At 36.0% G+C, this 22,056-nt stretch carries 20 protein-coding genes; 19 read left to right on the top strand and 1 reads right to left on the bottom strand.

Annotated features, from left to right (window positions below; all coding sequences use genetic code 11):
* The first annotated feature begins 814 nt into the window (after window positions 1-814).
* The 18 genes from H4J69_RS16720 to H4J69_RS16805 all read left to right on the top strand — a co-directional run bounded on the left by H4J69_RS16720 (window position 815) and on the right by H4J69_RS16805 (window position 20,685).
* Complete coding sequence (locus H4J69_RS16720; protein WP_182251993.1) at window positions 815-1,519, top strand: hypothetical protein; 705 nt, start codon at window positions 815-817, stop codon at window positions 1,517-1,519.
* Window positions 1,519-2,037 (top strand): metal-dependent hydrolase, encoded by a 519-nt coding sequence (locus H4J69_RS16725; RefSeq protein WP_182251994.1) that lies wholly within the window; start codon window positions 1,519-1,521, stop codon window positions 2,035-2,037. The genes H4J69_RS16720 and H4J69_RS16725 overlap by 1 nt, the downstream gene beginning before the upstream one ends.
* Window positions 2,038-2,043: 6 nt before the next feature.
* Complete coding sequence (locus H4J69_RS16730) at window positions 2,044-2,733, top strand: penicillin-insensitive murein endopeptidase (RefSeq protein WP_182242614.1); 690 nt, start codon at window positions 2,044-2,046, stop codon at window positions 2,731-2,733.
* Window positions 2,730-3,074, top strand: a complete 345-nt coding sequence (locus H4J69_RS16735; protein WP_182242613.1) for a low molecular weight protein tyrosine phosphatase family protein — start codon at window positions 2,730-2,732, stop codon at window positions 3,072-3,074. The genes H4J69_RS16730 and H4J69_RS16735 overlap by 4 nt, the downstream gene beginning before the upstream one ends.
* Before the next feature lie 129 nt (window positions 3,075-3,203).
* The gene (locus H4J69_RS16740) at window positions 3,204-4,019 is read left to right on the top strand and encodes an NERD domain-containing protein (protein WP_182242612.1); all 816 of its coding nucleotides are present in this window, start codon (window positions 3,204-3,206) and stop codon (window positions 4,017-4,019) included.
* Between the two features lie 274 nt (window positions 4,020-4,293).
* Window positions 4,294-5,157, top strand: a complete 864-nt coding sequence (locus H4J69_RS16745; RefSeq protein ID WP_182242611.1) for an alpha/beta hydrolase — start codon at window positions 4,294-4,296, stop codon at window positions 5,155-5,157.
* Between the two features lie 160 nt (window positions 5,158-5,317).
* Window positions 5,318-6,229: an acyl-CoA desaturase gene (locus H4J69_RS16750; RefSeq protein WP_259367773.1), complete on the top strand. Its 912-nt coding sequence runs from the start codon at window positions 5,318-5,320 to the stop codon at window positions 6,227-6,229.
* Window positions 6,230-6,452: 223 nt separating this feature from the next.
* Entirely contained in the window at window positions 6,453-8,180 is a 1,728-nt protein-coding gene (locus H4J69_RS16755) for a diguanylate cyclase (protein WP_182251996.1), read from the top strand.
* Window positions 8,181-8,316: 136 nt separating this feature from the next.
* Entirely contained in the window at window positions 8,317-8,787 is a 471-nt protein-coding gene (locus tag H4J69_RS16760; protein WP_182250495.1) for a hypothetical protein, read from the top strand.
* Between the two features lie 202 nt (window positions 8,788-8,989).
* Complete coding sequence (locus tag H4J69_RS16765) at window positions 8,990-13,045, top strand: hypothetical protein (protein WP_310733622.1); 4,056 nt, start codon at window positions 8,990-8,992, stop codon at window positions 13,043-13,045.
* A gap of 151 nt (window positions 13,046-13,196) precedes the next feature.
* Window positions 13,197-14,156 (top strand): DUF1186 domain-containing protein, encoded by a 960-nt coding sequence (locus tag H4J69_RS16770; RefSeq protein ID WP_182242607.1) that lies wholly within the window; start codon window positions 13,197-13,199, stop codon window positions 14,154-14,156.
* 288 nt (window positions 14,157-14,444) lie between these two features.
* Entirely contained in the window at window positions 14,445-15,779 is a 1,335-nt protein-coding gene (locus H4J69_RS16775; protein WP_182251997.1) for a pitrilysin family protein, read from the top strand.
* On the top strand, window positions 15,780-17,156 hold the full coding sequence (locus tag H4J69_RS16780; protein WP_182251998.1) for a pitrilysin family protein: 1,377 nt from the start codon (window positions 15,780-15,782) through the stop codon (window positions 17,154-17,156). It begins immediately after the preceding gene.
* Window positions 17,157-17,339: 183 nt separating this feature from the next.
* Complete coding sequence (locus H4J69_RS16785) at window positions 17,340-18,131, top strand: PhzF family phenazine biosynthesis protein (protein ID WP_182251999.1); 792 nt, start codon at window positions 17,340-17,342, stop codon at window positions 18,129-18,131.
* Between the two features lie 268 nt (window positions 18,132-18,399).
* Window positions 18,400-18,765, top strand: a complete 366-nt coding sequence (locus tag H4J69_RS16790; protein ID WP_182217293.1) for a cupin domain-containing protein — start codon at window positions 18,400-18,402, stop codon at window positions 18,763-18,765.
* 322 nt (window positions 18,766-19,087) lie between these two features.
* Window positions 19,088-19,582 (top strand): DUF2878 domain-containing protein, encoded by a 495-nt coding sequence (locus H4J69_RS16795; RefSeq protein ID WP_070373616.1) that lies wholly within the window; start codon window positions 19,088-19,090, stop codon window positions 19,580-19,582.
* Window positions 19,575-20,135, top strand: a complete 561-nt coding sequence (locus H4J69_RS16800; protein WP_182217291.1) for a chalcone isomerase family protein — start codon at window positions 19,575-19,577, stop codon at window positions 20,133-20,135. The genes H4J69_RS16795 and H4J69_RS16800 overlap by 8 nt, the downstream gene beginning before the upstream one ends.
* On the top strand, window positions 20,128-20,685 hold the full coding sequence (locus tag H4J69_RS16805; protein WP_182217290.1) for a DUF3833 domain-containing protein: 558 nt from the start codon (window positions 20,128-20,130) through the stop codon (window positions 20,683-20,685). Before H4J69_RS16800 ends, H4J69_RS16805 begins: the two co-directional genes overlap by 8 nt.
* Before the next feature lies 1 nt (window position 20,686).
* On the opposite strand, the gene H4J69_RS16810 is transcribed toward H4J69_RS16805, so the two are convergent.
* Entirely contained in the window at window positions 20,687-21,583 is an 897-nt protein-coding gene (locus tag H4J69_RS16810) for a TIGR01777 family oxidoreductase (RefSeq protein WP_182252000.1), read from the bottom strand.
* 160 nt (window positions 21,584-21,743) lie between these two features.
* On the opposite strand from H4J69_RS16810, the gene H4J69_RS16815 reads away from it, so the two are divergent.
* A complete protein-coding gene (locus tag H4J69_RS16815) occupies window positions 21,744-21,974 on the top strand; it encodes a hypothetical protein (RefSeq protein WP_182231352.1) in 231 nt (76 codons plus the stop codon).
* Window positions 21,975-22,056: the final 82 nt, after the last annotated feature.

Genomic DNA, 22,056 nt, shown 5'->3' on the forward strand with positions numbered 1-22,056 from the left:
AATTTTTCTATAATCTAATTGCACAATGCAAAGATATTAGATTTTATTCATCATCTCCTTTTATTATGGCCACAATGACCATGCTATTGATTTGAATCTGGAGGTGGCGACTTCAGCGCATTGCTGATTGAGTCATTCGTGACACCCACAGTCGAGATAAGACTGTGATGAAGTTTTGGGAGAACTGGACTTGTGCCATTACTGTTGCTGATTAGTTGAGAACTGATTGCGCTGCAACCATTTAGGATTAGAAAGGTCAGATAAAAAGAGGTAGTTCGAATTAACTGAAACGTTTTCATCAGTGTTCTCCAAAATGGGTCTTACTACGTGTAATTTATTCGACTCGACTCAGTTGACTTTAGTCTTCTAATGTTTTGAATGGTAAAACAATACGCATAATTAATCTGGAAGTCTGTACTCTAGCGAACACACAAATTGGAAAATCCTGGGGTTTTCTATATGTATTATTTTACACCGTGTGTTTTGTTTGAGTGTAACGTCGTTTAGGGTTACCTATGATTTTTCCATTTATAATCAATGGTTTCAGAATATTTCAAATAACGATTTTGGTTTTGGTTTAGTAGCTGGTAAATAGTTTTAGGTTAGAATTTTAACGGCAGGTATGGTGACTTGATGTCTCCTGCAAGCTCATTGCCGTCAGTCAAGTTTAATTAATCGTATGATTATTTTTCGCTCAGTTCGAATGCTCTTACGACCGTTTTAGGTCGTTAGTTGCCTTTTTTAGAATAGAGTCAATAATATGTTCATTCCATTTAATTCCAAGTAAAATGATAAATATTAACGTACAAGGATAGTGGTTATTTCTAAATTAGTGTTGTTGCCCGGTATGGATGGTACTGGAGAATTATTTGAAGAGTTTTTGTCTAACTTTGACGGAGACTATATTGTAATCCCATTACCTCAATCGGGTTCTCAAGACCATGTGTTTTTAGCTAATATAATAAAAGAGCAATTACCAACTGAAGATTATATTTTGTTAGCTGAATCGTTTGCTGGCGGTATTATTCCTGAGCTACTTAGGCAAAATAATCCACATTTGAAAGGCGTGATTTTCATTGCCAGTTTCCTTAGTTCTCCTAACCAATTCTTATTGTCGATAGCTAAACTTTTACCTATTAAATCTTTAGCTTCAGCACATTTATCAACGATTTTTCATAAGTTTTTACTCCTCGGTCAAGGGGCATCAAAAGAGCTTTTATCAAAATTTATTACGGTTACTAAATCTATACCTGATCTCGTATTAAAAAATAGATTAGAAGTTATGAGCCAGCAGCGACTACCAATAACAACATCGGATATACCTTCAATTTATATTAAAGCACTTTCTGATAGGCTTATAACATCACAGAAGGGTCGTGAGTTCACCAAAGTCTTCAGCAATATTAAGTATATAGAAATTGAAGGACCTCATTTCATACTTCAAGCACAGCCAAAAGAGTCTGCGCGGTTGGTTACTGAGGCGATATCCTTGATCCTTAAAGACTGTAGGTATTCATAATGCCATTTACTCCAATACATATGGGGCCAGGGATTTTTATTAAAGCCATATTACAAAGTAGCTTTAGCTTGATGGTTTTTGGCTGGACCCAAATCGTAATGGATATCCAACCACTAATTGTGTTGATAACGGGAGAGGGGCATCTTCATGGTTTTACCCATACCTATGTTGGTGCAGTGCTAATTGCTATTTTTTCCGCGCTAACAGGCAAATACTTATCCGAACTTGGTTTAAAGCTGATAAGTATTTCTAAAAGGGAAAATCCCATATCAATTGCTTGGTGGGTAGTATTTCTAAGTGCATTTGTTGGCAGTTTTAGTCATGTATTACTTGATAGTATTATGCATTCAGATGTTGAACCCTTCTTTCCATTTTTATTAGATAATCCGTTGTTAGGTCTGATTTCAGTGACGATGTTGCACAAGTTATCTTTATATAGTGGGTTATTGGGCGCAGTAGTTTATTATGGAATTTATTTAAAAAATAAAAGCTTAAAAGTAAAAGCAGGGAAGTCATAAAGAAAAATGAAAATATTAACGTTTAGTATCTTAATTACTTGTTTGTATTCCAACGCTGTTTTAGCAGAAGAAAGTACATGCTACGGTACAACCTCAAAAGGACGTTTGGAAAAAGGGGTAGAGCTACCAAGCTCTGGTAATAATTTTGTCGCTTACAGCATTGTTGCAAGGTTAGCAGGGAGAGCTTACGTCCACTCCCAAGTAGAAAGCATCATAGTAAACGGCTATAAATCTTTAGAAATAGAACAACCAGACAAAGTTTTTAAGTATGCTGAAACTGGATTCGAAGAAGGTGGACAGTTCAAACCCCATAAAACTCATCGTAATGGTTTATCGGTAGACTTTATGACACCCGTATTAGATGAATCGGGTCAATCAGTGCATCTGCCAACTCACCCTTTAAACAAGTTTGGCTACGACATTGAATTTGATAGTAAAGGGCAATATGAAGAATATTCTATCGACTATGTTGCTTTGGCTGCTCATATTGTTGCCTTGCACAAAGAGGCTGTAGCTCAAGGTGTAGATTTATGGCGAGTAATATTTGATCCTAAATTACAATCTGAGCTTTTCAAAACACCTTATGGCCCTTATCTTAAAAAGCATATCCAGTTTTCCAAAAAACGTTCATGGGTTAGACATGATGAACATTACCATGTGGACTTTGATATTCCGTGTAAGGAACTAAACGAATGAAAAATATTCTCTTCATCTGTAGTAAAAATCAGTGGCGTAGTCCCACAGGAGAACAAATATTTAAAAATCACGCTGAACTAAATGTGAGATCAGCAGGTACTAGTTCAAGCGCAAGAAAAACGGTAAATGCAAAAGACATTCTATGGGCTGACATTATCTTTGTGATGGAAGAAAAGCATAAAAGTAGACTTAAAGCTGAGTTCATCAAATTAGTTAAATATAAAGATATTCAAGTGTTAGATATCCCTGATGAATATCAGTATATGGATGAAGAGTTGGTAGATATCTTGGGTCAGTCCGTTAGCGTATATCTAGGGATTTCAGACATTAATTCATTATAAGATTATGATATTAATATGTATTTAATAATAAGTGTGTTTAGATAGTTACTGCTGATTTTTATTATATAATTAACTGGCTAATAAAGGACAAAATTAGCTAGTAGCTACCAATATGGAAGTAAGTATTAAATGGATTTAACAATTTACCTCAACATGATGATCAGTGCCGCTTGGTATCTAATACCGATCTTCATATTTGCTATCGTCATAAAGTCTGCATGGTTTAAAGGTGTCTTGGGTGAGTGGCAAGTTAACTTGCTCATTAAGTTTTTCTTAGACAAAAATGATTATCACCTTATTAAAAACGTGACACTTCCTACTGAGGATGGCACTACCCAGATTGACCACATCATAGTTTCAAAATATGGCATATTCGTGGTTGAAACTAAGAATATGAAAGGTTGGATTTTTGGTGGTGCTAATCAAAAGCAATGGACGCAACAAATCTTTAAACACAAATCAAAATTTCAGAACCCACTTCATCAAAACTATAAACACATAAAGACGTTAGAAGATCTTCTCTTAGTAGGGAGTAACGCAAAAAATGATTATATATTCTCAGTCATTATCTTCATTGGTGACAGTACCTTTAAAACTAAAATGCCAGATAACGTAAGGTTTGCACGGGGGGGGATTGAGTATATCAAAAGTAAAACTGATCTTATTTTGAATGATCAGGAAGTTGTTAGTGTTATTGAACAGGTTGAAAGTGGACGGTTGGAACGTAGCTTTAAAACAAACCGTCAACACATTAAGCACGTTCGAGGTATTGTAGAAGAGAAATCTGATATTAAGTATTGTTCAAAATGTGGTGCTGATATGGTCTTACGTAAAGCCAATAAAGGTAATAATGTAGATAATGAGTTTTGGGGATGTAGTTCATTTCCCAAATGTAGGAATGTACTTAAAAATGAGTCAGAGTTACTTGTAAGTATTGATCTCTAACGTTTACCCATGCTTTCTAATGCACATTTGGGTATAGCAACAGAATCTAGTTTGGTGATTAATTTTTGGTATGTTTTCAACAGAGCAAGCGTGATAACAGCACACGTTTATCAAAAGTTCGTTAATTAATGTTAATCAATGTTTGATATAATTTTAATATAAAGGTAACTTTTATTTTAAAAAAAAGACAGACGGATAATTGCCTTGATAAAAATAGGTCTTTGCCTGTTTAATAAGCTATTAGTCGTTAAATCAACAAGGAGTGTTACTAGATATGAAAAAAATCACAATATTATTTTTATTATTACTTTCTGGATGTTCTGCAAACTATACAACTGAATCATTTGTATACCAAGATGAGCATCCTGAAAAGCAACTCAACATTACAAAAATTCAAGCTGAACTGACTGAATCTAATATATCGGCTGTTGTCTCAGCGGTGAGCTTAACCGCTGAGGATGGTATTACACTTAGAGGCGTTAAGTTAATAAACAAAGATGCTTTAGTTAATATTGTCTTTTTCAGTGCGAATGGCATGAAAATTAGCCTTTCATCGAGAATATTGAATAAATTTTCTATGTTACCTGCGAACGTTATTTGGTTTGACTATCGAGGCATGGGAGTAAGTGATAAAAAAGATATATTGTCTCTTAATAATTTACGAACAGATGCATTAAGAATCTTTGACTTTTCTAAGGGTGAATTTCCAACTAACTTACCTACAGCCATCCATGGATTATCGATGGGGTCTTTAATCGCAAGTTATGTTGCAAATAATAAAGATATAGACGCATTAATTCTAGATGGTGCTATCAATACAGTGCCAGAGTTGGTCGACAATTTAACACCTGCTTGGTCAAAACCATTTTATTCAATATATTTGTCACCTGAATTGACAAAAATAAATAATGTTGATTTTATTAAAGAATATGAGAAACCATTGCTTTTCTTAATTGGTGAAGACGATTCAACTACGCCAGTGCATAACTCGAAAGAGCTTTATGACATATCTCCAAGCTCGGTTAAAGTATTAGCGATCATTCCGGATACAGAGCATGCAGAAACAATGAAAAAAGATAAGGCAATAAAAGTATATCAGGATTTTATTAATAAATTAGTTTGCTGTAAAAACGGCTAGCAAGGCGTTAAAATCAACAAATAATAGCTGGCTGTTGTTCTTGCCTCACACATTCAGCCAACTATTGTTTGCCGCTTAACAAGGCGTTAGCTGCCTCAGGATATTCATGCTCAATACGAATAGAGTTAAATCGGACAATGACACATGTGCGTTCAAGGGAATGGTAAAGTGGAAACCAATTAAATCAATTTGGTTCTTAACTCATGTTGCCGCAACAGTTTTTGTTGCTCCATTTGTCCTGTCAATATCAGCCTTCTCAGTATTCGTCGTACTCACAGTAATAACATTATGTTTTGGACACTCACTTGGAATGCACCGTTTATTAATCCATCGTTCTTACGAGTGTCCTAAATGGATGGAATATTTGTTCGTATACTTAGGGGTGTTAGTTGGTATGTCAGGTCCTATAGGAATGATTATTCAACACGACCTCCGCGATTGGGCTCAAAGACAACCACAGTGCCACGATTATTTATTGCATGGTTCCAAAATATTAAAAGATGGTTGGTGGCAATTAAATTGCGATCTTGAACTTAATAATCCACCTGAGTTCATCATAGAAAAAGAAGTTTCTCTCAATAGGTTTTATCTATTTGTTGAGAAAAAATGGATATTCCAACAATTAATTTTAGCTATCCCTCTGTTTCTCATTGGTGGTATTTCTTGGTTAGTTTGGGGAATATCTGTAAGGATTGTAATATCTGTAGGTGGTCATTGGTTAATAGGTTATTTTGCTCACAATAAAGGTGAACGCACATGGAAAGTAGAAGGCGCAGCAGTTCAAGGTCACAATGTTAGAATTGCAGGTCTTCTTTCTATGGGCGAAGCGTGGCACAACAATCATCATGCTTACCCTGGGTCTGCAATGCTAGGTTTGTACAGTGATGAACCTGACCTTGGATGGTGGGTTTTAAATATATTACACAACTTAGGTATTGTAAAAAACATTAAACTGCCTAAGGAGCTTCCGTTTCGTTCAGAGCTTGTCGCTGAGGCGGAAAATCTAGATAGTCGTGTAGAACGAGTTCCAGAAGATTGTAAAATAGCAAAGTTCATTCGAAACGGCACTTAGTTTGTATTTATGCGCTAACGAGTAAACATTATCTGGTGGTGTTGTTTATTGATAAAGAAAAGCTGGAGCAATTCAGAATGACTCATGTACTTGTGCGTTGTCATCGTACACAAAAGGCACGTTAACTTTTTTGGGTTCATCGTGTAAATAGAACCTTTTGTATTTAATATTAGCTGTTATTTAACCAATTATTCTTGTTATACCATAATATTTTTAACATAATATGAAGCATGGAGTTTTAACAGGTTATAAGAATATTCTAAATTTTATATATCGCTATCAAAATTATATTCGCATCCTTAAATACGTTATTACAAAATATACCGCATGTTTTGCTCTTCTAATTTTTTCACTCACCGCCATTTCAATAAGTGCACAACCTTATGTAAAATTAGATAATCTCAATAAAATCAAACTAAATGAACATAATCTCTGGTACCAAACTCAATCGATAGGGATAAATCCTAGTTTTGCGGAGTTAAGTCAATTATATCAAGATGCTAAACAAGTCACTTCGACATTAGGAGGTCGCGGCGCTTATATTACTAAGATTAAGTTAATTAATACAAAAGGGCATGAAGATACTTGGTTTGTTAAGCTTCATACTAATTATCTCGATTTAGGTACCGCTTATTGGCAGCGCGACAGCGGTGAAGTTATAACGTTAGCAAACTTTGGGCAGATTGGTGGTACGAACCCGAAATTAGCTCACTCGCAAGCATTTTCCCTTTCATTAAATCAACAGGAAACGGGCACGCTGTGGATTTATATTGAAGCTAAAATGTTTGCAACACCTGTTACAGTAAAATTTTATAATAAGGCAGCATTTTACAACAAGCAATTTTTTGTCAATAGCATCACCTCTATTTCATTTGCAGTAATGCTTACGTTAGCCTTAATCGCTTTCTTTATATACCTCAGAACCAAGTATTTGGTTACGTTGGCCTGTACTGGTTATATAGGCATACAAGGCTTAGGTTGGTTTTTAGCCTCAGGAAGTTTTGGTCATTTATTTGCGGTGTCAACATTTAACCCCGTTTACATCGCTATATGGATATTCCCTTTTGCTATTGCTTCAGCCTGTCAATTCACAAAGTTATTATTTAATTGCCAACAAAATCATCCTAAATTAGCTAAAACATTTAACTTACTGTCGATAGTTTGCTTAAGTTTAGGTTTGTTCATGCCTTTTAGTTCTTTTGCACAGAGCTACTTAATGTCACATGTTATCGCAACGCTGTGGATCCCACTCTGTATTGGTACTGGGATATTTATGCTCGCGCAAAAAGATTTTAGGGCTAAGTATTATCTAATTGGCAATCTTTTATATGGACTGACGTTAATGGGTTATGTCTTATCTCACCTTTATAAGATTGACTGGGATATTTCTCTTGAACTGATTGTGCAAATAGCGCTAACCATCGATTGTATTTGTATTCTTCTTTCTTTAGCTGAATGGTTGCAAATACAACAGAAAGAATTTCATCGCACTTATGCTATTTCACGTATTGATCCATTAACTCAAATTGGTAACCGCTTTGCTCAAAATGAAAAATTAGCCAGCTTAAAAGGGCATTACTGTATTACTTTTATTGATCTAGATGGTTTTAAAAAAATCAATGACAAACTCGGCCATGACGAAGGTGATAAAGTGCTGATTGCAACAGCTGATATCATGCAAAAAAAACTTCAAGGGTTGGGTAGCATTTTTCGCTGTGGTGGTGATGAGTTTATTTGGGTTGTTAGTATTAAAAGCTCACAACAGGTTAAGCCACTTTTGCTGAAATTGTCTGATCTACTAATAGAAACGGCAAAAGAGTTACAAGAAAAAGGATGGAAAGATGCGGGGCTAAGTTTTGGTATTGCAACGAGTTTTGAAACCCTAAATCAATCTGAATGTTTATCACTAGCCGATAAACGTATGTATAAATATAAACAAGATAAGCAATAGCACATTTTAGCAATGTCATTTGTCGGCCTTAAAGTCGCGGATTTGCTAAAATGAATTGCTTTACAATCTTAGGTTTCAGCGGTTGTTCACAAATTAACAACAACGAGTAACCCAGTTCACCTTATAAGGTTTAATAATGAAATTTTTAGTTATTATATTCTCGGTATTATTATTAAGCGCTTGCGCTTCAACAATAGATACTTACAACCCAAACAATATCTCTAGTCAAACCCTGTCTAGTGTTTCTGTAGATGACGTAGGGTTATGGGTTGGCGATTATGAACTAGTCACTGATATTGCTTCAGCATTTGATACCAATGGCGCCAAAGTTATTTCTGTTAATGTTTGGGATACAGTTCCCGCAGTAGTTTATCTAAAAGAAGGTGAGTATCAATTTGTTATTCGATGTGAATCAAGGGGACTTTATAACTTTCATAATATTGATATCACACTTGCAAAAGGTCAGAAATATAAGGCTTATTGCTTGGGTAAATATGAAGACGCTTTCCTTGGTGATAGATTGACAAAGATTTTTGGTTTTATCAGCGAAGAAGATGATTTGTTGGCAGAAAAAGTAACTAATCAAAAAATTATAGATAGTTTGTAGCTGAGCTTATAAATCGTAAGGCCAGGCAATAAACACTAGATTTTTGTCCATTAATATTTTAGCAAAAAAAATCGACTTCAATAATTACGCTGAGCTCGTAAGTATCAGTCTCATGCTAAGTGTAAATTAAAATAGCTAAGTAAGTTGCTTTGTTCATTAGCTTAAGGGCAAAATAAAAGAAAAACGTCACAAGGAGATATAAGTGAAAAATACAAAATTGACCTACAGTGTTTTTTCTTGCCTACTACTATTATTAATGTCGTGCTCACTTTTTGCCAAAGACACTATCCCGGAGCCTTTAACACCATGGGTGTCTTGGGTATTGAAAGGGCACGAAAACCTATCTTGTCCTTTCATCAATAACACTAACTTTGCTGACAAGCAGAATCATATTTGTGCTTGGCCAAGTACGCTGGCAGTAAATGTAACAGACAGTTCAGCAACGTTTAAACAATCATGGCAGGTATTAACGAAAAGTATCATCCCTTTACCCGGAAATGATAATAACTGGCCACTTGGTGTGAAGGTTAATAACAAAGACTTTCCTGTATTTAGTTATAAAGGTAAGCCATCTATTGAATTAGTCAAAGGCACTTATGTTATAGCAGGCCAATTTGAATGGTCAAAAATACCTCAAAGTATCGCTATCCCTGAACAATACGCCTTCGTTAAAATGACAATTAATAACCAAGTCATCGCCTTTCCTAAAATAGAAAATAATGAGCTATGGTTACAAAAGTTTGAAACGAGCCAAGAGCAACAAGACTCTCTTGATATAACGGTTGCAAGACGAATTGCAGACGGCGCTTATATAAAGCTTGAAACCTTCATTAGTATCAATGTGTCAGGTCAAATGAGAGAAGTAAAACTCGGCAAGGTACTGCCTAAAGGGTTTGAACTGATTGGCATTGAATCACCTGTTTCCTCATTTTTAGATGGTGACGGTATCTTGCACGCTAAATTGAAACCCGGCAGTTGGGAAATAAAGGTGCTAGCTTATGCACCCGCTACTTTATTAACGTGGCAAAAACCTGAACAATCTCATCATTGGCCAAAAGAAGAAATTTGGGTTTTTGAAGGGCATGAAAACTTGCGACTGGGTAAAGTTGAAGGTGCAAAAATGGTTGATAGTAGTCAAGCAAATATGCCCAATGCTTGGTATGAGCTACCGAGTTATTTAGTTAATAACGACGATTCACTGCGTTATGATATTCAACATAGAGGAAAGCCCTTACATTTAGAAAATCAACTTAACTTGAAACGCACCTTATGGCTTTCATTTGATCATTCAACTTACACCTTTAATGATGATATTAATGGCGCAATGATCAATGATTGGCGTTTAAGTATGAAATCTCCTTATTTATTAGAGTCTGCAGAAGATCAAGATGGCTCAGTATTAATTACCACCAAAGAGTCCAATGAAAGGGGCATCGAAAACCGTTATCCACAGGTAAAAATTGAAGCAAGAGGTATTATCAACTCAGCCAAACAACTACCTGTTAGCGGTTGGAACAACGATTTTGAGCGGGTATCATTGAAGCTAAATCTGCCTCCAGGCAATAAATTGTTTGCCGTATTTGGAGCCGATACCGTGTCAAACAGTTGGTGGTCAAGTTGGTCAATTTGGGCAAGTTTTATTGTTTTATTATCTTCTTTAATGGCGAGTCGATTGATTAATGTCACCGCAGGTATTGCCACTGCGGTAATGCTGCTTTTTATATATCAAGAAATAAATGCGCCTGTGATCGCCATTCTTAATTTACTTTTAGCGATCGTTATTAAAAAGCATCAACCCTTTGAACGCATGAAAGTCCTAGTTAAGGCTTATTGGGGGATCAGTATAACGGTTGCTATTGGCGCGATATTATTATTTTCTGCAACCCAATTACGAACCGTGATACACCCTCAGCTGGAGTCACGCGAATCAAGTGCAGACAGTTATAGAGAACGTGCAGTTGTACAAAACAAAGAAACACAGATGAGCAGAAAGCGCAGTGATGTTATCTCCTCAGCAGATCTAATGAGTGCACCTGTTGAAAGAATCATAGTGTCAGGTAGTCAAGTGAAAATGGCTGAATTAATGATGGAGCGTTATCAATCTGATGCGTTAATGCAAGCTGGCTCTGGTATTCCAAGTTGGCAGTGGAATAGCTATCAAATTAATTGGAATAGTCCTGTTGCTAAAGATCAAACGTTCGAGGTGATTGTTTTATCAAAAACCATCTATAGGTTGATTAAGATACTGGGTATATTGTTGACTTTGATTTGGCTGTTTTTAATATTAAAAGAAGTCATTAGCGAGGCATACACTAAAATTAAACCTCAGGCAGTCGCGAGTGTGTTGGTATTATTGTTCTTAATGCCGAGTTATATACCTAATGTTGAAGCCGCCGACTTCCCCAGTCAAAAACTCTTAGATGAACTCAAGGTGAGGCTGACAGAAGCGCCATCGTGCGTGCCTGATTGTGTTGCTATCAATAGATTACACGTTAGCATTGATGAGAAAGAATTAACCTTGGTGTTATCTGTTCATGCTAATACTGCTACTGCGTTAGCTTTACCCAAGTCTGAATTTTGGCGACCAGAAAAATTATTACTAGGTGAGACTTCAGTTGAAAATAAAATTGAAAGCTTAGTTAACTATAAAGGTTGGATATATATTCCTATTGCCCAAGGATTATCTACCATCACCTTGCGGGGGCAGGTGGCTCCCGTTGATGAATTCCAACTTGAATTTAAAGATAAGCCTAAGCATGTTAATGCATCCTCTTCAGCTGCTTGGCAAATTGTTGGTCGTCAAGCTGACCGGTTAACTGGCAATACCTTGGCCTTTTTAGCAACCAATACCGATAAAAAGGAAAATGAAAATCAGCAAATTTCAACTCGTTATAGTACACAGCCCTTTGTTAAAGTGACTAGAGAACTGACTGTTGACCAATTATGGACGATACGCACTAAGGTTGAACGTATAGCGCCGAATACCGGTTCAATAAATATTAAGGTTCCTTTAATAGCAGGTGAAAATATTACCAGCGCAGAGGTTATTGTTGAAGATAATCAAGTGGCAGTTACTTTACCCGCTGGAGTTAACTTTTTTACCTGGACTTCTATCGTTGCTCAACAGCAAGACTTTCGTTTGCACGCTAAGCCTGAACAGCCGTTAATTGAGCTATGGCGAGTGATTGTTAGTCCTGCGTGGCATGCAAATCTTTCTGGATTACCAATAATTCTAGAAGACCAAGACAATAATGATTATTATCGTTACTCTTTCTATCCATATCCCGGAGAAAGCCTAGATCTCACCATTACTCGACCTGTTCCAGTAAAAGGTCACGTGTTAGCCATAGATTCAGTAAATTACACCATTGAGCAAGGCACCCGTACTTCAACGTTAAGTTTATCTTTTGATTATCGAAGTACACGTGGTGGCGAGCATATTATTGAATTGCCGCTAAGTTATCAGTTAAAAGAAATTAGAACGGATAACAAATTGATTAACCTTCAATTAGAAGACGATAAACTGGCAATTCCAGTACTGCCTGGTAAACATAATGTCCAGATACTGATGCGTGCCAGTGTTGAAGAAGAATTGTTGTTCTCTGCGCCAAAAATAAACTTAAATGCGCCAATAAGTAATATTACCAGTATTATTAATTTGAGTAATCAGCGCTGGATACTTTCTGCTAAAGGTCCTCTACTGGGGCCAGCGGTACTTTATTGGGGTGAGTTGTTAGCTTTTATTTTATTAGCTTTACTCGTCTCAAGAGTGAATTTTTCACCCTTAAATACCGTGAGCTGGATAATCTTAGGCTTTGGCTTAAGTTTAAGTAATTGGGGAGTGTTAATGCTAATGGCGCTGTGGTTTGCTGCTATCACTGCTAGTACTTATCGACCAAAAAATATTAATCGACTTTCATATAATGCATCGCAGGTTTTATTATATTTGTTATCAATTGTCGCCATCGTGTCGCTTTTACTTGTGGTTCCGGCCAGCCTGTTGAGTTCGCCTAGTATGGGTATTGAAGGTAATTATTCATACGGTAACCACCTGCAATGGTTTTCAGATAAATCGAGTGGTTTGTTACCCCAAGTATCTGTGGTGAGTATCTCAACCATTTTTTATAAAGGTATTATGTTGGTTTGGGTTATTTGGCTGAGTTTTGCTTTTTTAAGTTGGATAAAATGGGCTTGGAAAGCGCTTGGTCAACAGGGCTATTGGCGAAGTGAACTCAGTAAGCAACTAGACGAAAAATAATCGCTCGTTGCAACAAAACTAGATCTATTTGAAATATTAAATGAAAATTTGATTAGATCTAGTGCTTTCATTGGTAACGGCAATAGGAAGTGTTTATTATGTAACATTTGGCATTTGCCACCCATTATTGATTATTTAACGCGGAACTTACATGAATTTAGAACAAGCTTTATTGGTAATCGCTACTGCACATGGCAACGAACTACCTGTTGAAGCGCTAGAAGCAGTTAAAATGAATTGGTCAGTGTTTTATCCTGATTTAGAGCGACTCATCGATCAATTTATTACCGATGATACTTCGCTTACCGATGAGCAACAGGCGATTTTATTTTTCGGCACCTTATTACTAGCAGAATTAAAATATGTTCCCGCGTTGTCAAAATGTCTGCAGTTATTCTCGCGCAGTGATTCCTTTTTAACTCCACTTGAAGGGGTGTTTGGAGATGCTCTTACTGAATTAACGCCAACCTTATTTTATAATGTGGCAGATGGTAATACACAAGTATTGTCTGATTACATTGTTGATGGTCATCAAGCGATGTACTGCAAAGCTTCTGCTATTGAAGCGGTGTTTGCTCAATACGAAGTGGGTGTCATTGATAAGTCGGAATTAAGTGAACATGTAACTCGCTGGCTAGCAGCCTTTTTGGCTTTACCTAATCCAATCAGTAGTTTTTTAATGAGTGCATTAGCCGATTCTTGTATTGAATATCAACTTGATAATTTCAAACATCAGTTTGTAGAATTATGTGATAAAGACTTATTTGACGAAGACCGCTTTAAAAAATCTGAGGTAAAGGCCTGGCACAGGGGAGATGCACCTAAGCTGATAGAGTCTGGTATTATTCAGGCAGAGTTTAGTGTCGTTGATACGTTAAAGGCATGGATTGATGATGACTCTGAAGATGAGCTAATCGACACACTTCCAAGTGAAGACCATGATATATTTGAGTCGTTAATGGCTGAAGGTGGTTTATTAGCTAATATCCTTTATGACGAAAAAACAATTTTAGAGAACAGCGTACCGGTGAGTTCATTAGCTATGGCTGGACGCAACGATCCATGTCCTTGTGGTAGTGGCAAAAAATATAAAAAGTGTTGCTTACAGTAAAATACAGCGCAATTAAATCCGTACCTACATTAACTCGTCAAACTAGAAAAACCGCTCATTGAAAGATTAGCGGTTTTTTACTTTCTTAAGGGAATTTTCATTAAAATTAATCGCTATATCAGTTATCTTTTTGATGCTTAATTTTATCAGTAAATGACATCAATCTGTCATCATCAATGTAAAAATCAACATTTTATTAACAAATTTCGTTTGACGCGTCTTTGTTGCTTGCACATTTATTTTTTCTCAATACAATCAATAACAATTAAAGTTTATAGTGAAAATAACATGAAAAAATTAATCCTAGCACTTTGTTGTGCTTTGGTAAGCTTGTCTGCAAGTGCCTTAACTACGCTTGAAGATGTTAAGTCTTTTACCTTAGACAACGGTATGACCATCATCGTATTAGAAGACCATTCTATCCCTAATGCCAACATGTATTTATTCTGGAAAGTAGGCTCTAGAAATGAATATCCTGGCATAACGGGGCTTTCACATTTTTTTGAACACATGATGTTTAATGGTGCAAAAAAATACGGCCCTAAACAGTTTGACCGTGTAATGGAAGCTGCCGGCGGAGCTAATAACGCTTACACTTCCGAAAACATTACCGCTTATACTAATTGGTTCCCGGTTAGTGCAATAGAAACAATTTTCAGTTTAGAAGCCGATCGTATTGAAAACCTCGCTATTGATGAAGCTATGGTAGAAAGTGAACGTGGCGTAGTGACCTCTGAACGGTCAACTCGGTTAGAAAATTCAAATTTCAGTAAACTGCATGAAGAAGTAAAAGGCGTCGCTTTTCGAGCACATCCATACAGTTGGGGGGTTATCGGTCATCAGTCAGACATAGATAATTGGTCGATTGAAGATCTCAAGGCCTACCATAAAACGTATTATGCACCGAACAATGCTGTTGTGGTTATTAGTGGTGATGTCACCTTAGCGCAAGTAAAAAAACTCGCAAATAAACATTTTGCACCGATCAGCGCACAATCAAGCCCAAGAAAAGTACATACCGTTGAGCCTAAGCAACTCGGTGAGCGTCGAACATACGTGCAAAAGGAATCTTCAACCTCTGCCAATGTATTATTTGCTTTTCACGTACCAGAAACTCGCCATGCAGATTATTATCCATTGAAAATGCTTGCCTCTATTTTGGGTGATGGCCAAAGTTCTCGTTTGTCTAGAAGTCTGGTTGATGATAAACAAATAGCAACAAGCGTTTTTACTTATATGCCGGATTCATTTGATCCCAATCTATTCTATGTTTTCGCTACCGCTACCAGTACGGTAAAAGCGAGTGTGCTTGAGCAAGCGATGGTGGCAGAAATTAATAATATTATTGTTAATAGCGTTACTGAGCATGAGCTCACCAAAACCAAAAATATTGCTCAGGTAGATTTTTATCGCACGCTTTCCACAATCAATGGCAAAGCAAATACGTTAGGGACATATGCGTTATTTTTCGATGATTATTCGAAAATGTTTACGGCAATTTCAGACATGAACAAAGTGTCAGTCGAAGACATTAAGCGTGTCGCGAGTACCTATTTAATAAAGTCGAACCGCACGGTTGGCATTTTAGCTGCTGAAGAAGACAGCAGCGAAGGAGATTTATAGATGAAACATTCCCTTTTATTTATTTGCAGCTTTATCCTGACATTAAGTCATCCAGTATTCGCTGAATTTACTTTACCCGATTATCAAAAGCTGACATTGAAAAATGGCTTAACCGTTTATTTGATGGAACAACATGAAGTCCCTTTAGTTGATATTAGAGTGGTGACTAAAGCTGGCGCAGTTAATGACGGTGACAATTATGGCTTAGCGAACTTTACGGGTACTGCGCTTGGTTTTGGCAGTAATAAATTATCAAAAAAAGAAATTGAAGATTTATTTGATTTTCATGGGGCTAACTTTAGCAACAACGTTGGTATGGAGTCATCTACGTTAAGCTTATCTATTGCCAGTAAAGATATTGATGGATTGTTGCCAGTATTTAGAGATATTTTATTAGCGCCAAGCTTTGAAAATGAAGAATTTATTAAAGAGAAAAAACGTTACCTTGAAAACCTAAAACAAAGTAGGGAGCAACCCGGGCGAATTATCGGCGGTGCATTTAACCACCTATATTTTCAACAACATTTATTAGGAAACCCTGTTGATGGCAATATTTCAACTATCGAAAAGCTTTCTCTTAAACAAATAAAAACTTTTTACCAGGCGTTCTACTCAGCAAATAATAGTGCACTTATAGTTGTTGGCGACTTTAATAGCAAAAGTATGGAAAAAAAGATTAATGATTTATTTTCAGACTGGCAAACTAAAAATATAAGTGCCCCTAATTTAAAGAGCTTTAAAGCTCCTGAAGAATCAAACGTATTGGTTGTTAATAAAAGTGATGCTAACGAAAGTACTTTTATCATAGGTGGTAAAGGGATAGCGTCTAATCATCCTGATATGGTTGCCATAAAAGTGATCAATACTATATTGGGTGGTAGATTTACCTCGTGGTTAAATGACGCATTACGTGTTAATTCGGGTTTAACATATGGTGCGAGAAGTCAATTCAATAGCTACTCAACCGCGGGTACGTTTGTTATATCTACTTTCACTAAAAATGAAACAACCTTTGAAGCCATCGATTTAGCGCTAAAAACCTATGACAGGTTATGGGAGCAGGGTATTGATAAAGAGACCTTAGAATCTGCTAAAGCTTATGTTAAAGGGCAATTCCCTCCAAAATATGAAACAAGCCGCCAACTGGCTGGTTTACTGGCTACTATGTGGGTTCAACAGCTTGATAATACTTTTATTAACGATTTTCAAAAAAATGTTGATGCGTTAAATGTCATCAAAGCAAATGAGATTGTTAAAACTGTTTTTCCAAGAGAAAAATTACAGCTAGTCATTATAGGTAAGGCTGACATCATTGGTGAAAAAGCAAAAAAATACGGTAAGGTAAAAGAAGTTGATATCAATACGGTTAGTTTTTAGATGTGTAATTAAAACGCATAACGCTAAAATTTTTAGCATATAAAATTAAGTGCGCAGTACTATACTGCGCACGTTGTAAACAGAGAGAACCCAACGAGAACAGCAACCATCGCTTTATTCAATAAGCCTCAATTATTGATAAAAAAACACTGATAAATTGATCACACTGGAGTATTATTTTTAATGGAACTACAGATAAATGTTATAGATGCATTCACTGATGAGACGTTTAAAGGCAACCCCGCGGCTGTCATTATAACCTCAGACTGGCTGACTACAGAGCTTATGCAGTCTATTGCTATCGAAAATAACCTTTCAGAAACTGCCTTTGTTAAACAAATTAATAATCAAGCGTATGAAATACGGTGGTTTTCACCGATAACCGAAATTGATTTCTGTGGGCATGCCACGCTAGCTGCTTCATTCGTTATTTTTGCTAAAGATAACACAATTAAAGAAATTAACTTTTTCGCAAAGGCCGTGGGCGATCTGTCAGTTACAAAAACCCCCGATGGCCTTATACAGATGTGTTTTCCTAATAAAGAGCCCGCTGTCGTAAATGATATTCCTGAGGCGCTATTAAATGGTTTGTCGATTAATCCCATCGACGTTTTATTAAATGACCAAGCGTATTTTGTTATTTACAAAAATGAAAGTGATGTGCTCGCTGTTATAGCCAATAGTGACGAATTAAAGCAGCTTGCTCCTTATGATGTAGTGGTGACATCGACATCAACAGAGTTTGATTTTGTCTCTCGTTACTTTTGGCCTGCAAATGGTGGTGATGAAGACCCAGTAACGGGCTCTATTCATACTGGATTAATGCCTTATTGGTCTAAAAAGTTAAACAAAACCGACCTTATCGCTTACCAAGCCTCTAAGCGAGGAGGAAAACTGATGTGCCGCATAGAAGGAGATAAAGTTTATATCTCAGGTAAAGCGGTGCAGTACTTAACGGGTACAATTACAGTGTAGCGTTATTGTTAAGTTGAAAACCTCAACTTAGACTAACACTCCCATATCAGGGTCTAAAAAGTTAAACAAAACCGACCTTATCGCTTACCAAGCCTCTAAGCGAGGAGGAAAACTGATGTGTCGCATAGAAGGAGATAAAGTTTATATCTCAGGTAAAGCGGTGCAATACTTAACGGGTACAGTTACAGTGTAGCGTTTTAGACAATTAAGGGCGCTTTACGCTATCGCTCAGTGGACATTAAAAATAACTCTCCCTTTAAGGAATCTCATGTTAAAAACACCGATAAATTTATTGAATAAGTTCACTCATTTTTCTGATCAATGGTCACCAAGAGTGGTTGCCCAAATGAATGACTATCAATTTAAATTGGCTAAAATTCAAAATGAATTTACTTGGCACTCGCATCCAGACACCGACGAAGTTTTTCTTGTTATAGAAGGTGCTATGAGTATTGAGTTTAGGGATGGCAAAGTGGACCTTCTTGCGGGTGAAATGTATGTTGTGCCAAAAGGCGTTGAACATAAACCTCATGCAAAAGATGAATGTAAAATAATGCTTATAGAACCTTGTGGTGTCGTTAATACCGGAGATTCACCAGGAGAGCTTACCGCTCAGAATGATCTTTGGGTATAAAGTATATAGCGATACTTTTACTTTGCTAACGGGCATTTTTACCCTATTGGCTTTTGTAGGTGCCGCTCTCTAAACTGTTAGCACAGAACATTGCAACGCTAATAACCTCTAGTGTAATCATCATAGGTTTCACAATGTTACTTATGCGATATAAAACTTATACTATCAAAGCAAAAATGTATTTCCGTTTAATTTTAGCAATGTTGGTGCCGCTAGCTTATACAAGAACAAATATTCCATATAAGTTGTGCTAAACCTAGGTGGATAGATCTTATTCTCTTATTGATACGTATATAGAAAAAAAGGTTGATTTGATAAATATATGTTGATTAATTTAATTGGTTTTAATGTTTCATGGTTTGGCTTGGTTTATTGGGGTAATAATTTTATTCCATTCGCCTTTATGCTTCTACTTGCCCACTTGTTTTTTCAATCTAAGAATTATAAAGAATTGTTGTTAATCTTGTTGGTCAGCGTCATTGGTATTGGTGTGGACTCATTATTACAGCAGCTCAATATTTTCATTTTTATTGAAAAAGCTCATATTCCTTTTTGGCTGATGATGTTGTGGGCTAGTTTTGCCGCCACCATTTGTCATAGCTTACAATTTTTAGCTTCTTCTAAGGTCCTTCAATTAGTGATAGGAGGATTAATATCACCATTAAGCTATATTGCTGGTTATAAATTATCAGCGGTTGATTTTGGTTATTCTATGCTTACAACTTATACCCTTTTAGCGTTGGTATGGGGGACATTGTTTATTTTGTTTTTTTATTTGAAATCAAAAATTATTACCCAAGAGGTAAATCATGCTTAAATTTTATGCTCGATTGATCGTTATCACCATGTTACAACAATTTATTACCGTTCAAGTGTTAGCAACTGATGATATCAAGCCAGACACATTAAATAATATTCTTACAGAGCAGGTTTATATACCTGTTGGTCAAACAACTTTTTCTGTGCTTTTTTGGGACCTGTACAAAAGTAAATTGCTGACAACTTCTGGAAAATATCCTATTGAGTTAACGGATGAAAAATTGTTATACCAGATTAACTATTTGACTGACATTTCAAGTAAAGACTTAATTGAACGTACAGTCGAGCAATGGCAGCATTTAGGTGTACCAAGAGAAAACTTTGAAAGCTATGTACCTATGCTTGAAAAAATATGGCCTGATATTAAAGAGGGCGATAGCTTGTCTTTATATGTCAGTAATAATAAGAGTACTTTTTATTTTAATAACGATCTTATTGGTGAAATTGAACAGCAAGAATTTAGTCAACTTTTTCTCGATATATGGTTATCAAAAAATACCAGTGAACCTAAGCTTAGGCTTGAATTATTAGGAATTAACAAAGATGAATAAATATATAAGAACTCTAGCTTTTATTACCACAAGCTTATTTATTTCTAGCTGTTCGGTAGAGTTAGAGGAATACAAACCAGTAGCTAAGCCATTTGATATAAAATCTTACTTTGATGGTAAGGTTATTGCTTGGGGAATAGTTCAAGATTATACCAATGAAGTTAAAAGACGTTTTTGTGTCGAAATTGAAGGAAGTTGGCAAGAAGATCAGGGTGTACTTGCAGAAAAATTTTACTTTGATGACGGTGAAATAAGCTACCGTAATTGGCAATTGACTAAACTATCTGATGGAAGTTATGTCGGCGGTGCAGAAGATGTTGTCGGTGAGGCTATTGGCAAGCATCAAGGTTTTGCTTTTCAGTTTCAATATACATTATCGTTAAACCTTGATGGTGACATAATGGAAGTTGCTATGGATGATTGGATGTATCAGTTAGATGAAAATAAGGTCTTTAACAAAACTGCTATGTCTAAATTTGGTGTTCAGGTTGCTGAAATAACATTGTTTTTTGATAAGGAAACAACAAACCAAAGCTGTCAGTCTAATTAAGTTATTGTAGTAGGTCAGTTAAAGCGGCTTCAATTTTATTATGTTTAAAAACGAAACCGCTATTTAATAGTTTTTGTGGTACCACATTTTGTCCATACAGCAACAACTCTGCCATTTCACCAAAGATAAGTTTAAGTAGTGGGGCTGGCGTAGTAAAAAGGCTAGGACGATGAAGTGATTTTGATAAAGCTTTTGAAAATACTTCATTGGTTACCGCATTAGGAGATGTCATGTTTACTGGTCCTGACAAGTTGTCATTATCAATTATATGTAATATTGCAGAGACCATATCGTCAATGTGTACCCAAGACATAATTTGATCGCCCTTACTTATCTTCCCGCCAACACCTAATTTGAACGGTAATAACATTTTAGCTAGGGCACCAGAACTCTTATCTAATACTATCCCGGTACGTAATAGAGCAACCCTAGTATTTGCTGAACAAGCAAGTAACGCTTTTTCTTCCCACTTTGCACAGACTTCATGAGTAAATTCTTGATGAAAATATCTAAAGGTTTCATCAATGGCTTGACTGTTTTGTCGACCATATATCCCAATTGCACTGCCAGAAATAAGCAAACTTGGTGGTTTTTCTGCGATAGAAATTAACTGTGCTATTTCTTCAGTAATATCCCATCTGCTTTGACAAATTCTATTTTTTTGCTCTTGTGACCAACGCTTATCAGCAATAGGCTCGCCGGCTAAATTAATAACAATATCAGTGCTTTCTATGTTGGTAAGTAAGAGTTTATCAATAAACCGGACTTTTTTGTTTATGACTGAACTCGCAGATTTAATATTTCGAGTTAACACCGTAATCGTGTTTTTGTCCGTATTTATAGATTTAATCAATGCTTGGCCAATGAGGCCAGTTCCACCGGTAATAAGATAATTCATAGGTACATCCAATGATTAGAATAACTAAATTAATACGAAGTATTAATCTTATAAGATCATTCAAAATTGTTTTAATATTTTATCAAAATATTGTGAACTTTGTCTTTTTTATGCGTGATTTGAAATGAAATTAACTCAATAAGCTTATAATGGAAGCCAAGTGAAATATTTTAAAGTATTAACAGTAGCCATTATAAATATGTTTTTTCTACAAGCTTGTAATGATGATAAAGCAACAGAGACACAAAAAGAAAAAATAACCATTGTTGATGCTGCTATTAGTAATGGCAGTTTTAGTACATTAGTCGCAGGACTTCAGGCTACAGGAATAGATGCAATATTATCTAACACCAAAATATCTGTTGGTATCGATACCGTAATTCTTGATTAATAGCTCGTATTACATTTTCTAATTAGTTGATATTATGCCCCTGCCTATGGGGCTTTTTTTTGCTTATTATTTACTTTTAAGT

The sequence above is a fragment of the Colwellia sp. BRX10-9 genome (genome assembly GCF_014077405.1).
In the GTDB taxonomy this organism is placed as follows: Bacteria; Pseudomonadota; Gammaproteobacteria; order Enterobacterales; family Alteromonadaceae; genus Colwellia_A.

What these genes read in the sequence shown, in the direction of transcription:
- H4J69_RS16740 (WP_182242612.1), top strand. Translation starts at nt 3,204, where the DNA reads ATGGATTTAACAATTTACCTCAACATGATGATCAGTGCCGCTTGGTAT.
- H4J69_RS16775 (WP_182251997.1), top strand. Translation starts at nt 14,445, where the DNA reads ATGAAAAAATTAATCCTAGCACTTTGTTGTGCTTTGGTAAGCTTGTCT.
- H4J69_RS16770 (WP_182242607.1), top strand. Translation starts at nt 13,197, where the DNA reads ATGAATTTAGAACAAGCTTTATTGGTAATCGCTACTGCACATGGCAAC.
- H4J69_RS16745 (WP_182242611.1), top strand. Translation starts at nt 4,294, where the DNA reads ATGAAAAAAATCACAATATTATTTTTATTATTACTTTCTGGATGTTCT.
- H4J69_RS16760 (WP_182250495.1), top strand. Translation starts at nt 8,317, where the DNA reads ATGAAATTTTTAGTTATTATATTCTCGGTATTATTATTAAGCGCTTGC.
- H4J69_RS16725 (WP_182251994.1), top strand. Translation starts at nt 1,519, where the DNA reads ATGCCATTTACTCCAATACATATGGGGCCAGGGATTTTTATTAAAGCC.
- H4J69_RS16795 (WP_070373616.1), top strand. Translation starts at nt 19,088, where the DNA reads ATGTTGATTAATTTAATTGGTTTTAATGTTTCATGGTTTGGCTTGGTT.
- H4J69_RS16755 (WP_182251996.1), top strand. Translation starts at nt 6,453, where the DNA reads ATGAAGCATGGAGTTTTAACAGGTTATAAGAATATTCTAAATTTTATA.
- H4J69_RS16735 (WP_182242613.1), top strand. Translation starts at nt 2,730, where the DNA reads ATGAAAAATATTCTCTTCATCTGTAGTAAAAATCAGTGGCGTAGTCCC.
- H4J69_RS16810 (WP_182252000.1), bottom strand. Translation starts at nt 21,583, where the DNA reads ATGAATTATCTTATTACCGGTGGAACTGGCCTCATTGGCCAAGCATTG.
- H4J69_RS16730 (WP_182242614.1), top strand. Translation starts at nt 2,044, where the DNA reads ATGAAAATATTAACGTTTAGTATCTTAATTACTTGTTTGTATTCCAAC.
- H4J69_RS16785 (WP_182251999.1), top strand. Translation starts at nt 17,340, where the DNA reads ATGGAACTACAGATAAATGTTATAGATGCATTCACTGATGAGACGTTT.
- H4J69_RS16750 (WP_259367773.1), top strand. Translation starts at nt 5,318, where the DNA reads ATGGTAAAGTGGAAACCAATTAAATCAATTTGGTTCTTAACTCATGTT.
- H4J69_RS16805 (WP_182217290.1), top strand. Translation starts at nt 20,128, where the DNA reads ATGAATAAATATATAAGAACTCTAGCTTTTATTACCACAAGCTTATTT.
- H4J69_RS16780 (WP_182251998.1), top strand. Translation starts at nt 15,780, where the DNA reads ATGAAACATTCCCTTTTATTTATTTGCAGCTTTATCCTGACATTAAGT.
- H4J69_RS16790 (WP_182217293.1), top strand. Translation starts at nt 18,400, where the DNA reads ATGTTAAAAACACCGATAAATTTATTGAATAAGTTCACTCATTTTTCT.
- H4J69_RS16800 (WP_182217291.1), top strand. Translation starts at nt 19,575, where the DNA reads ATGCTTAAATTTTATGCTCGATTGATCGTTATCACCATGTTACAACAA.